The organism is Phytobacter cepae (genome assembly GCF_054165735.1).
Window position 1 is genome coordinate 1,285,319 of record NZ_CM135107.1, and the last position, 12,142, is coordinate 1,297,460.

Below are 12,142 nucleotides of genomic sequence, written 5' to 3' on the forward strand. Positions count from 1 at the left end.
GCATGGCGAATACGTTTGCCCTGATCCTGGTGATTGCGACCCTGGTAACAGGGTTGTTATGGTGCCTGGATAAATTTATTTTTGCACCAAAACGTCGTGAGAAACAGGCTGCAGCACAGTTGGCGACGAACGATGCACTTGATAAAAAAACGCTGAAAAAAGTTGGCCCGAAACCGGGCTGGCTGGAAACAGGCGCATCGGTATTCCCGGTGCTGGCTATTGTGTTGGTGGTGCGCTCGTTTATTTATGAGCCTTTTCAGATCCCGTCAGGTTCGATGATGCCAACGCTGCTTATTGGCGATTTCATCCTGGTGGAAAAATTTGCCTACGGCATTAAAGATCCGATTTACCAGAAGACGTTGATCGAAACCGGTCATCCGAAACGGGGTGAAATTGCGGTCTTTAAATACCCTGACGATCCGCGTCTGGATTATATCAAGCGTGTGGTCGGTGTTCCGGGTGATAAAGTCAGCTACGATCCGGTGACCAAACAGGTCACAGTTCAACCCAATTGCAGTTCTGGCCAGGCATGTGCTAATGCATTGCCTATCACCTACAGCAATGTTGAGCCTAGCGATTTCGTGCAAACATTTGGTCGTCGTGACGGTGGTGAGGCCAACAGTGGCTTCTTCCAGTTACCCAAAAGCGAAACCCGTGATGATGGCGTTCGATTGACTGAACGTAAAGAGACGCTGGGCGATGTGACGCACCGTATTCTGACCGTGCCAATTGCGCAGGATCAACTGGGCATTTATTTTAAGCAACAAGGTCAGCAGCTGGCGACCTGGATTGTTCCGCCGGGCCATTATTTCATGATGGGTGATAACCGCGACAACAGCGCCGACAGCCGTTACTGGGGGTTTGTGCCGGAAGCGAATCTGGTGGGTCGGGCAACGGCTATCTGGATGAGTTTCGAGAAGCAGGAAGGTGAATGGCCAACAGGTGTGCGCTTAAGTCGCATCGGCGGTATTCATTAATTTTATTTGGGGCGTAGTGATTCCTCTGCGCCCCAAATTATTTCCGTTATAAATCCTCCAGGCTAACGACATACCTTGTCGTTACGTATAGAATATTCCCCCGACGTTTAAGGCTGGCTCCCACGGGTGCCACAGCACACGAAACCGCGTTGGTTATTACAGGTCGGTTTCGTGTGCTGCATTGTTGACGCATTCATTTATTGGTATCGCATGAACCCCATCGTAATAAATCGGCTTCAGCGGAAGCTGGGCTACACTTTTCTACATCAGGAGTTGTTGCAGCAGGCATTAACCCATCGCAGTGCCAGCAGCAAGCACAACGAGCGCCTGGAATTTTTAGGTGACTCCATTTTAAGCTTTGTGATTGCCAATGCGCTTTATCATCGTTTCCCTCGGGTAGACGAAGGTGATATGAGCCGTATGCGTGCAACGCTGGTCCGCGGGAATACGCTGGCAGAAATTGCCCGCGAATTTGAGCTGGGCGAATGCCTGCGGTTAGGGCCAGGCGAACTGAAAAGCGGTGGTTTCCGCCGTGAATCAATTCTGGCCGATACGGTTGAAGCTTTGATTGGTGGTGTTTTTCTGGACAGCGACATCCAGACCGTCGAGCGTTTGATCCTCAACTGGTATCAGACGCGTCTGGATGAAATCAGTCCGGGCGATAAACAAAAAGATCCGAAAACGCGTTTGCAGGAGTTTCTGCAGGGTCGCCACTTACCGCTGCCATCTTATCTGGTGGTGCAGGTTCGTGGTGAAGCGCACGATCAGGAATTTACTATCCACTGCCAGGTCAGTGGCCTGAAAGAGCCGGTGGTTGGCACAGGGTCGAGCCGCCGTAAGGCTGAGCAGGCTGCCGCAGAACAGGCACTGAAAAATCTGGAGCTGGAATGAGTACTGAAGAAAAAACCTGGTGCGGCTTTATCGCTATCGTAGGCCGTCCCAACGTTGGCAAATCGACGCTGCTGAACAATTTGCTCGGGCAGAAAGTCTCTATCACGTCACGTAAAGCGCAGACCACGCGTCACCGTATCGTAGGTATCCATACTGAAGGGGCGTATCAGGCCATCTATGTGGACACCCCCGGTCTGCACATGGAAGAAAAACGCGCGATTAACCGTCTGATGAACAAGGCGGCGAGCAGCTCTATCGGCGACGTTGAGCTGGTCATTTTCGTGGTGGAAGGTACACGCTGGACGCCGGACGACGAAATGGTGTTGAACAAGCTGCGTGACGGTAAAGCACCGGTCATTCTGGCGATCAACAAAGTGGACAACGTGCAGGAAAAAGCGGATCTCCTGCCGCACCTGCAGTTCCTCGGCAGCCAGATGAACTTCCTCGACATTGTGCCGATTTCTGCGGAGACCGGTTTTAACGTTGATACCGTCGCGAGCATCGTGCGTAAACATCTGCCGGAAGCCATTCATCACTTCCCGGAAGACTACATCACCGACCGTTCACAACGCTTTATGGCATCAGAGATCATTCGTGAAAAACTGATGCGTTTCCTGGGCGCTGAACTGCCGTATTCCGTTACCGTTGAAATCGAGCGTTTTGTCTCTAATGAACGTGGCGGTTACGACATCAACGGTCTGATCCTTGTGGAACGTGAAGGGCAGAAGAAGATGGTGATTGGCAACAAAGGGGCCAAGATTAAAACCATCGGTATCGAAGCGCGCAAAGATATGCAAGAGATGTTCGAAGCGCCGGTACACCTTGAGCTGTGGGTCAAAGTGAAATCCGGCTGGGCCGATGATGAACGTGCGCTTCGTAGTCTCGGTTACGTCGACGATCTCTAATACTCGGCGTCTTTCAAGCCGCAGATACGTTGGCTACGCTTGTTCGCCCCGGTCACATAGTCATCTATGCTCCCGGGAGCTCGCAAGCTTGCCACCTTACTGTAACTCGAAAGCTCTTGAGTATAAGCATTAATGGAAGGCTGGCAGCGCGCTTTCGTCCTGCATAGTCGTCCCTGGAGCGAAACCAGCCTGATGCTGGACGTTTTCACGGAAGAGTCAGGCCGTGTGCGTCTTGTGGCAAAAGGCGCACGCTCCAAACGCTCTAACCTTAAAGGTGCATTACAGCCCTTTACCCCCTTGCTGGTGCGCTTCGGTGGCCGTGGCGATGTTAAAACGCTGCGTAGCGCTGAAGCCGTTTCGCTGGCGCTACCTCTCAGCGGTATCACGCTTTATAGCGGCCTGTATGTTAACGAGCTGATCGCTCGCGTGCTGGAACAGGAAACCCGTTTTTCCGAACTCTTTTTCGATTACCTTCACTGCATCCAGGCGCTGGCTGGCGCAACAGGCTCACCTGAACCCGCACTGCGCCGTTTTGAGCTGGCGCTGCTCGGGCATCTGGGGTACGGCGTTGACTTCCTGCATTGTGCCGGGAGTGGCGAGGCGGTGGAGGACACCATGACCTACCGCTACCGCGAAGAAAAAGGGTTTATCGCCAGCGTGGTGATAGATAACACCACCTTTACCGGTCGGCATCTGCGCGCGCTGGCGGAACGTGAATTTCCTGATGGCGATACCCTCAGGGCGGCGAAACGCTTTACCCGCATAGCGCTAAAGCCGTATCTTGGGGGCAAACCGCTGAAGAGTCGGGAATTGTTCCGGCAGTTTGTGCCGAAGCGAGCAACCAAAACGAATGATGAAGAATGAGGATTGTCATGTCTGAATTACTGTTAGGCGTCAATATCGACCACATTGCTACCCTTCGTAACGCGCGTGGTACGGCTTATCCTGATCCGGTGCAGGCGGCATTTATTGCTGAGCAGGCGGGAGCCGATGGCATTACGGTGCACCTGCGTGAAGATCGCCGCCATATCACCGACCGCGATGTTCGTGTGCTGCGTCAGACGCTGGACACCCGTATGAATCTCGAAATGGCGGTAACCGAAGAGATGCTGGCGATTGCCGTCGAAACGCAGCCGCATTTCTGCTGCCTGGTACCGGAAAAGCGCCAGGAAGTCACCACCGAAGGTGGACTTGATGTGGCAGGGCAGCTCGACAAAATGCGTGATGCCTGTAAACGCCTGGCAGACGCGGGCATTCTGGTCTCGTTGTTTATCGATGCGGATTTTGCACAAATCAAAGCGGCAGCCGACGTCGGCGCACCCTATATCGAAATTCATACCGGTTGCTATGCAGAGGCTAAAAATGAAGTCGAGCAGGCGAAAGAACTCGATCGCATCGCCAAAGCGGCAACCTATGCAGCAGGGCTGGGGCTGAAAGTGAACGCAGGTCACGGGCTGACCTATCACAACGTGCAGGCGGTTGCGCGTCTGCCGGAAATGCATGAACTCAATATCGGTCACGCTATCATCGGCCGTGCGGTCATGAGCGGCCTGAAAGAAGCGGTGGCCGAAATGAAACGCCTGATGGTGGAAGCACGTCGGTAATGGCGATTCTGGGGCTGGGAACCGACATCGTTGAGATTGCGCGCATTGAAGCGGTGATCGCCCGCAGTGGCGATCGGCTGGCAAAACGTGTGCTCAGCGACAACGAGTGGGCTATCTGGGAAACGCACCAGCAGCCGGTGCGTTTTCTTGCTAAACGCTTTGCGGTGAAAGAAGCGGCTGCCAAAGCTTTTGGCACCGGCATTCGTAACGGGCTCGCCTTTAATCAGTTTGAAGTTTATAACGATGAATTGGGTAAGCCCTGCTTACGCTTATGGGGCGAGGCGTTGTTACTTGCCGAAAAACTGGGCGTGGCATCGATGCATGTCACGCTGGCGGATGAAAGACGCTATGCCTGCGCGACGGTGATTCTCGAAAGTTAGATTTTATCGGCGTGATGCATCAGGACAAATTTGTCCCAAAGCTGCTCTTCGTTTTCAATATGTGCCGGATCTTTCAAAATGGTATTGGGGATCGGGCACACCTTCTGGCAGGTCGGCGTCTCGTAATGCCCGACACATTCCGTGCAGCGATCGCTATTAATCTCATAGATGCTGTCGCCCATCGTAATGGCCTCGTTCGGACATTCCGGCTCGCACATATCGCAATTGATGCATTTTTTGGTGATTAACAGCGCCATCAGGAAAATCTCAGAAACCTCACACAAACAGGGCGGGCATTATACGCGCATTTGCCAGGCCAGCCAGCCATTTTCTGTGCAAAGGTTAAGAGCGATCATGAAAGGCTTTTATTTGCGCGAGCAGGCAGAGCACGGGATCATCCAGAAGTAAGTCTTTCCCATGCACAAGCATGACGCCATGAAAAAACGCGGGAACAGTGAAAGAGACGAGTCTGACATTTTTGGGAGGCGTCAGGGCTGTCAGCGAGCGAGCAATAAGGGCAATACCAATTTGCCCTTCCGCGTACTCCAGGCATGAGTAGTGGTTATCAAGTTCGCAGATGATATTGGCGACGACCCCCTTTTTGTTGAGTTCATTAGTGATCACAGTGCGTAATAAGAGTGCGTCATTAAGCACAATCAGAGGCTGATCGTTTAAATCCTCTAGTTGCAGAACGTGCTGACCTGCCAACGGGTGACTCAGTGGGATAGCGGCAATAATTTCATCTTCAAAAAGCAGCGTTGCGCTGAGGTGTGAGGGTAAAGGCATCTGATAAACAATGCCCATATCCAGTGAGCCATCGGTGATTTTCTTAATCGTTTGTTCAGAAGAGTGCTCTTTAACCGTTAAAGAGATGTCAGGGTAGTGACCAATAAAGCTCTGAAAGACGGGGAGAATAAGGTGGCTTCCAGACACTCCAATAGCAATGCTGTCTCGTTGCTGGTTACGCCAGGGGCGAAGGTCATTTTCCGCACTTTTCAAATCATCCATTATTTTAAGCGCATGCTGCTTAAGCACGGCTCCGGCTTTTGTCAGTTCAATATTTCTTCCCTTTCGTTTAAAAAGTATAATTTTAAGTGATGTTTCAAGCTGCTTTATTTGTTGGCTCAATGATGGCTGGGTGATAAAAAGCCGACTCGCCGCTCTTCCATAATGTTGCTCCTCGCAAAGTACAAGGAATGAGTAGAGCTGTTTAATATTCATAGTCAGGAATATCCCATAGATAGACGTTTCTTATTGCGATTATAAAAAATACCTAATTGTTTGCCTATGGTGCATTTTTTAGAATGTGATCAATATTTTTAAAAAGGTAACCATTATGGCAACATCAATAAATCGATGGGGAATGCTTGCAGCGCATGTCTGTATCAATTTTGTGCTGGGAGGTGTTTATGCATTCAGTTTCTTCAAGACTCCCCTTATGGAGCAGTTTCATTGGGATCCCGCAACGCTGGCGCTGGCATTTTCCATCAATATGGGAATTATTCCGCTGCCTATGATTTGGGGCGGGAAAATGATTGATAATGGCAAAGGAAAGCAGGCTATCGTTATCGGCGGGATATTATTTTCCGCGGGTTTTATTCTTTCAGGTTTTGTAACAACGTTGCCTGGTCTATTTGTTACCTATGGGTTAATTGCCGGGTTGGGTTCAGGCCTGGCCTTTACCGGAAATCTCAATAATATACTTAAGTTTTTTCCCGACCGTCGTGGGTTGGCCAGTGGAATAGTACTGGCAGGCGTAGGCTGTGGTACCTTGCTTTGCACAAAACTTGCTGAATATTTCATGGCGCTTACCCATGATGTCAGTCGTGCGCTGCTTTATTTAGGTATCGTCTACCTGGTGGTCATCTTTGTGGTGCAATTTTTTATCCGCAGCGCGCCCGCCAAAGACAGCGGCGGTATCGCATCTTCGCCTATGGATAAAGATTATCGGCACATGCTCAAAGATACGCGCTTCTGGCTGCTTTTCTCCATACTGGCGCTGGGCGTCTTCTCCGGGATGGTGATCAGTTCAACCTCTGCGCAGATTGGGATGGCGCAGTACGGGCTGGCCTCAGGTGCCATTGTGGTCAGTATGGTTTCCATCTTCAACTCTGTTGGGCGGCTTTTCTGGGGCGGCATTTCGGATAAGCTCGGCGGCTATAATACGCTGGTCATTGTTTATCTGTTTACCTGTTTATGTTTTGTATTACTGTTGTTATTCAATGGTAATTTATCAGTCTTCTATTTTAGCGCGCTCGGTGTAGGCTTCGCTTATGCCGGGATATTAGTTATCTTCCCTGGGTTAACCAGCCAAAATTTCGGCATGCGCAACCAGGGGCTGAACTATGGGTTTATGTATTTTGGTTTTGCCGTCGGTGCGGTCATTGCCCCCTATATTACCTCCGCAATTGATAAATCTACCGGCACCTATAATCCGGTATTTATATTGACAATCGCACTGTTGCTCATCGGCGTTGTGCTGATATTAGCAACAAAAGTGTATGCAACAAGAATCGTTAATAAAATTAATCAAACTCTATAAGGGAATATTGTATGAAAATTGCAATCGCGGGTGCCGGGGCGATGGGGTGTCGTTTTGGTTTTATGTTAATGGACGCTGGTGAAGATGTTACGCTTATTGATGGATGGCAAGAGCATATCGAGGCTATTTGTAAAAAAGGGTTATTCGTCGAAACAGAAACAACGCAGAAATATTATCCCATTCCTGCGGTTATGGCTGATGACGCTCAGGGCCCGTTCGATGTAGTAATACTATTCACCAAAGCTATGCAAATGGATGCAATGCTTAAAAGCATTGCGCCGGTACTTGCTTCCGCAAAAGTGGTTATGACTCTCTCAAACGGGCTTGGAAATATTGAGACGCTGGAAAAGTATGTAGAGAAAGAAACCATCTATGCGGGCGTGACGTTATTGTCCTGTGAGCTGGAAGGGCCTGGGCATATTCGTGCAACGGGTACCGGCAATACCGAGTTGCAGCCGATTGCCAGTCACAATGCTGAAATGGAAACCCACATCATTGAGATGTTTAACCGTGCAGGCCTGAATGCGCATATCAGCGAGAATGTGCTTTTATCCATCTGGAAAAAAGCGGCATTTAACAGCATCATGAATACGTACTGCGCTTTGCTTAACTGTAACGTGGGTGAATTTGGTCAATTACCCATGGCCCTCGAATTAGCCACCCTGGTGGTGAAAGAGTTTGTCCAGGTCGCCAGAAGCCAGCAGATCCCGTTGACAGAAGAGATGGTGCTGGAGACCGTCAGAAAAGTGTTCGATCCGCGTGAAAGTGGTCACCATTACCCCTCAATGCATCAGGATCTGCAAAAGGGAAGGCTGACGGAAATCGACTATCTTAACGGCGCCATCGCCCGCATTGGGCTTGCCAACCACATTCCGGTTACCGCTAATCTTTTACTGACAAAACTGATTCATGCCAAAGAAAATCAGTAACTGAACAGACTCCTCTGACACTTGCCAGAGGAGTCCTTCAGATCAGTTTTTTTACCAGCGCCTCACTATGCCGAATCCGGTCCGGTGCATGGTCCAGATCTTGCTGCACCAGCGCCATAAACAGCACATCCACCAGCATCATTTGCGCGCTGGTTGAGGAGATAGCCGCACTGCGGGTCGCCTGCTCTTCAGCAATGGTATACAGGCAACGCGTCGCGCGTTGCTGTAGCGCATTGGGTGAGAAGCCAGTGATCGCGAGGATCTTACCGCCCACGCGCAGCGTTTCATCTGCTGCCATATTGATCTCGCGACGTTCGCCGGAATAGGAAATAGGCAGCAACAGATCCTGCGGTGACATCGCCTGCACGATAGCCAGCAGGGCGTGCATATCCTGTTCCACCACCGCGTTAAGGCCAATTTTCATCAGCTTCCAGCCGAAGTTTCGCGCCACCAGCCCCGAGGCACCGATGCCGGTAATGACAATACGCCGGGCATGACGCAGCATGTCTACGCTTTCACGCAGTTTCTCCTCACTGTTTACATCAAGCGTCGCCCGCATCGCGCTCAGGTTTTCATTAATTAGCTTTTCACCTACCACGCGCAGGGGATCATCACCCCGAATGTGGTTATGGACGGTGATGGAGAGCGGGTCGGGGTTGCTGACCAGCGCTTCGCTGAGCGCCAGCTTCAGCGCCGGGAATCCTTTGTAACCCAGTTTCTGAGCAAATTTTACGACGCTTGACTGGCTCACGCCCGCATCGGCAGCAAGCTGTTGCGAACTCAAATGACGCGCCTGTTCAGGATTGGCGAGCAGGAAATCGGCCAGCTTCCTGTCACTCTGCGCAAATCCGGCATATCGCTGGCGAATGTGTATTAAGCAGTTCATAAGTCTCCCGAAGCAAAATGTGACATCAATTACAAAAAACGCATTTCACGCAGGCAGATGAATTTTATATTCCAAATTATTGCGGTTATTATGAATTAAAAATTCCTCAGGAGCAAAAAATGAATCTTGGTGCATTGGTGTCAGAAACGCGTAATCCGCAAACCCTGGATTTAGACGCATTAACCACTATCGAGTTAGTCAGTCGTTTTAATCAGCAGGATGCGCTGGTCGCTGATGCCGTCAAAGCCACGCTGCCGCAAGTCGCGAACGCTGTCGACGCAGCCGCTACGTCGCTTAAAGCCGGTGGCCGCATTATCTATATGGGGGCCGGAACCAGCGGGCGGTTGGGGGTGCTTGATGCATCCGAATGTCCGCCAACTTTTGGCGTGCCGCACGGGCTGGTGGTGGGGCTCATTGCCGGGGGGCCTGGCGCGCTGTTAAAAGCGGTGGAAGGGGCTGAAGACAATGCGCAGCTGGGTGAGGACGATCTGGTTTCACTCAATCTGACGTCGGAGGATCTCGTTGTCGGCCTGGCCGCCTCCGGGCGAACCCCTTATGTCATCGGCGGCCTGAAATTTGCCCGGCAGACAGGCTGTACCACGGTCGCTATCTCCTGTAACCCGGACTCCCCGATTGCCCATGAGGCCGACATCGCTATCTCGCCGGTGGTTGGGCCGGAAGCCTTAACCGGCTCTACCCGCCTCAAGTCCGGCACGGCGCAGAAGCTGGTACTGAACATGATCTCCACCGGGGCGATGGTCAAATTTGGCAAGGTTTACCAGAACCTGATGGTGGACATGAAAGCCACCAACGTGAAGTTAGTGGACCGAGCCTGTCGGATGTTAATGGAAGCCACGGGCGCCTCACGTGAGGCGGCGGAAATTGTCCTCAAACAGACAGACTATGAGGTCAAACCGGCCATTTTGATGGTCCTGAGCGGTCTTGATGCGGCATCAGCGAGAGCCAAACTTGACCTTCACAACGGTTTTTTACGGGCGGCATTAGAAAACTAAAGGGGCAGCTATGGAAAAGACAGCAGCGCTCGCCAGCGGCATCCTTGCAGGCGTCGGTGGCCAGAATAATATTCTGCGGCTCGAAAACTGTATGACGCGGGTACGGGTCGAGGTCCACGATGATGACCGCATGGATCTGGCGAGCATCAAACAGCTGGCAGGCATCAGCGGCTACGTGAAGCAGGGTCAGCAGCATCAGTTTATTGTCGGCCCCGGTAAAGCGGCCCAGGTGGTGGATGCGATGCAGGCGCTTATGGCCGCAGACGCCATGACGCCGAACTTTGACGAGGCTGAACGCATCAAAGCGCAGGCGAAAGCCAAATACAAAGCGCCGATGAGCGATGCGCTGCGTCAACTGGCGAATGTGTTTATTCCGCTGATCCCGGCGTTTATCGCGTCGGGCTTGATCACCGGCATCATCAATATCCTTAAGCGCCCGGATATTGTCGGAGACTTTGCGACCCAATACCCCAACATGCTGGGGCTACTGGGCATTTTTGGCAGCGCCGTTTTTGCCATTATGAATATTCTGGTGGGGGTGAACACGGCAAAAGTCTTCGGCGGCTCTCAGGCGCTTGGCGGCGTGATGGCGGGCATCCTCTCCAGCCCGCAGCTTGCCCAAATTACCCTGTTTGGCGAAGCATTACAACCTGGTCGCGGTGGGGTGATCGCCGTGCTGCTGGTGGTGGTGTTGATGTGCTGGATTGAAAAACGGCTACGTCGCGTCCTGCCTGGCTCCGTCGAACTCATTCTCAACCCCTTACTGACGACACTGATTGCCGGAACGGTGGCGATTGTCGCTTTACAACCATTAGGCGGCATTATCTCAGAGGCCATTGCCCACGGTGCGACCTTGGCTATCGATCGTGGCGGCATGCTGGTGGGGGCGGTGCTGGCAGGAACGTTTTTGCCGCTGGTGCTGACGGGGCTGCATCAAGGGCTGGTCCCCATTCACGTTGAACTGGTGCAGGCGCACGGGTACAACGCTCTGCTACCCATTCTTGCCATGGCGGGTGTTGGGCAGGTCGGGGCGGCGATTGCCGTGCTGATGAAAACCCGCAATACCCGACTTAAGAAAGTGATCAAAGGTGCACTGCCGGTTGGGCTGCTGGGTATCGGTGAACCGCTGATTTTTGGCGTCACCTTGCCGCTGGGCAAACCTTTCTTAGGGGCCTGTCTGGGCGGTGCGGTTGGCGGCGCGCTCATTAGTTACGCTAAAGTGGCGACCGTCATCACCTTTGGTATTTCCGGTTTGCCGCTGGCATTAACCATCGTTACCGGAAAAGTGATGATCTATCTGTTAGGCTATTTAGTGGCGGTAATTGCCGGCTTCCTGTTTACCTGGCTGTTAGGTTTTAACGATCCTGAGGAGTAACATTTGACTACCAGCGAGCGTCGCGTTGTTTTTTTTGATTTAGATGGCACCTTGCACCAGCAGGACATGTTTGGCACCTTTCTGCGCTATGTCCTGCGTCATCACCCGCTTAATGTCTTGCTGGTACTGCCTGTATTACCGGTTATCGGCATTGCTCTTCTGGTTAAAGGGCGTGCGGCACGCTGGCCTATGAGCCTGCTGCTATGGGCCTGCACCTTTGGCTATAGCGAAGCGCACATGAAAAAGCTGGAACAGAAGTTTGCAACCTGGTTTCGCGGGCAGGTGACTGCGTTTCCAGTGGTTCAGGACCGGTTGACCAAATACCTTCTGGCCTCGGATGCCGATATCTGGCTTATTACCGGTTCACCCCAGCCGCTGGTGGAGCAGGTCTATTTTGATACGCCCTGGCTGCCGCGAGTGAATATTATCGCCAGCCAGATTGGGCGCCGTTATGGCGGCTGGGTGCTGACGATGCGCTGTCTGGGGCATGAAAAAGTGGCGCAGCTTGAGCGTAAAATCGGTACGCCGCTGCGGTTATACAGCGGGTACAGCGACAGCAAGCAGGATAACCCGCTGCTCTATTTCTGCCAGCACCGTTGGCGGGTTACGCCGCAGGGTAAACTCCAGCAACTTGAATGAG

The 12,142-nt window shown here is 52.1% G+C and carries 14 protein-coding genes; 11 read left to right on the plus strand and 3 right to left on the minus strand.

Annotated features, from left to right (window positions below; translation table 11 throughout):
• The first annotated feature begins 2 nt into the window (after positions 1-2).
• From lepB to acpS, 6 genes are all read left to right on the plus strand, one after another.
• A complete protein-coding gene (gene lepB, locus ACUY4Q_RS06040; protein ID WP_458046158.1) occupies positions 3-977 on the plus strand; it encodes a signal peptidase I in 975 nt (324 codons plus the stop codon).
• Positions 978-1,187: 210 nt separating this feature from the next.
• Positions 1,188-1,868, plus strand: a complete 681-nt coding sequence (rnc, locus tag ACUY4Q_RS06045; RefSeq protein ID WP_458046159.1) for a ribonuclease III — start codon at positions 1,188-1,190, stop codon at positions 1,866-1,868.
• Positions 1,865-2,773: a GTPase Era gene (gene era, locus ACUY4Q_RS06050; protein WP_458046160.1), complete on the plus strand. Its 909-nt coding sequence runs from the start codon at positions 1,865-1,867 to the stop codon at positions 2,771-2,773. The genes rnc and era overlap by 4 nt, the downstream gene beginning before the upstream one ends.
• A 132-nt stretch (positions 2,774-2,905) precedes the next feature.
• Positions 2,906-3,637 (plus strand): DNA repair protein RecO, encoded by a 732-nt coding sequence (gene recO, locus ACUY4Q_RS06055; protein ID WP_458046161.1) that lies wholly within the window; start codon positions 2,906-2,908, stop codon positions 3,635-3,637.
• Between the two features lie 8 nt (positions 3,638-3,645).
• Entirely contained in the window at positions 3,646-4,377 is a 732-nt protein-coding gene (gene pdxJ, locus ACUY4Q_RS06060) for a pyridoxine 5'-phosphate synthase (protein ID WP_458046162.1), read from the plus strand.
• Positions 4,377-4,757 (plus strand): holo-ACP synthase, encoded by a 381-nt coding sequence (acpS, locus tag ACUY4Q_RS06065; protein WP_458046163.1) that lies wholly within the window; start codon positions 4,377-4,379, stop codon positions 4,755-4,757. The genes pdxJ and acpS overlap by 1 nt, the downstream gene beginning before the upstream one ends.
• Here acpS and ACUY4Q_RS06070 read toward each other — a convergent pair.
• Positions 4,754-5,014: a YfhL family 4Fe-4S dicluster ferredoxin gene (locus ACUY4Q_RS06070; protein ID WP_458046164.1), complete on the minus strand. Its 261-nt coding sequence runs from the start codon at positions 5,012-5,014 to the stop codon at positions 4,754-4,756. The two genes, acpS and ACUY4Q_RS06070, sit on opposite strands and share 4 nt — an antisense overlap.
• An 85-nt stretch (positions 5,015-5,099) precedes the next feature.
• Positions 5,100-5,978 (minus strand): LysR family transcriptional regulator, encoded by an 879-nt coding sequence (locus tag ACUY4Q_RS06075; RefSeq protein ID WP_458046165.1) that lies wholly within the window; start codon positions 5,976-5,978, stop codon positions 5,100-5,102.
• Between the two features lie 115 nt (positions 5,979-6,093).
• Between ACUY4Q_RS06075 and ACUY4Q_RS06080 the strand changes: the two genes are divergently transcribed.
• Together ACUY4Q_RS06080 and ACUY4Q_RS06085 are read left to right on the plus strand one after the other, a co-directional pair.
• Positions 6,094-7,299 (plus strand): L-lactate MFS transporter, encoded by a 1,206-nt coding sequence (locus tag ACUY4Q_RS06080; RefSeq protein WP_458046166.1) that lies wholly within the window; start codon positions 6,094-6,096, stop codon positions 7,297-7,299.
• A gap of 11 nt (positions 7,300-7,310) precedes the next feature.
• A complete protein-coding gene (locus ACUY4Q_RS06085; protein ID WP_458046167.1) occupies positions 7,311-8,228 on the plus strand; it encodes an oxidoreductase in 918 nt (305 codons plus the stop codon).
• A 37-nt stretch (positions 8,229-8,265) separates the two neighbouring features.
• On the opposite strand, the gene ACUY4Q_RS06090 is transcribed toward ACUY4Q_RS06085, so the two are convergent.
• Positions 8,266-9,114 carry a MurR/RpiR family transcriptional regulator gene (locus ACUY4Q_RS06090; protein WP_458046168.1) on the minus strand — a complete coding sequence of 283 codons (849 nt, stop codon included), beginning with the start codon at positions 9,112-9,114 and terminating at the stop codon, positions 8,266-8,268.
• 119 nt (positions 9,115-9,233) lie between these two features.
• On the opposite strand from ACUY4Q_RS06090, the gene murQ reads away from it, so the two are divergent.
• From murQ to yfhb, 3 genes are read left to right on the plus strand one after another with little or no spacing between them, the layout of a single operon-like run.
• Positions 9,234-10,127: an N-acetylmuramic acid 6-phosphate etherase gene (gene murQ, locus ACUY4Q_RS06095; RefSeq protein WP_458046169.1), complete on the plus strand. Its 894-nt coding sequence runs from the start codon at positions 9,234-9,236 to the stop codon at positions 10,125-10,127.
• Between the two features lie 10 nt (positions 10,128-10,137).
• Entirely contained in the window at positions 10,138-11,502 is a 1,365-nt protein-coding gene (locus ACUY4Q_RS06100) for a PTS transporter subunit EIIC (RefSeq protein ID WP_458046170.1), read from the plus strand.
• Positions 11,503-11,505: 3 nt separating this feature from the next.
• On the plus strand, positions 11,506-12,141 hold the full coding sequence (gene yfhb / locus ACUY4Q_RS06105; RefSeq protein WP_458046171.1) for a phosphatidylglycerophosphatase C: 636 nt from the start codon (positions 11,506-11,508) through the stop codon (positions 12,139-12,141).
• Position 12,142 lies beyond the last annotated feature (1 nt).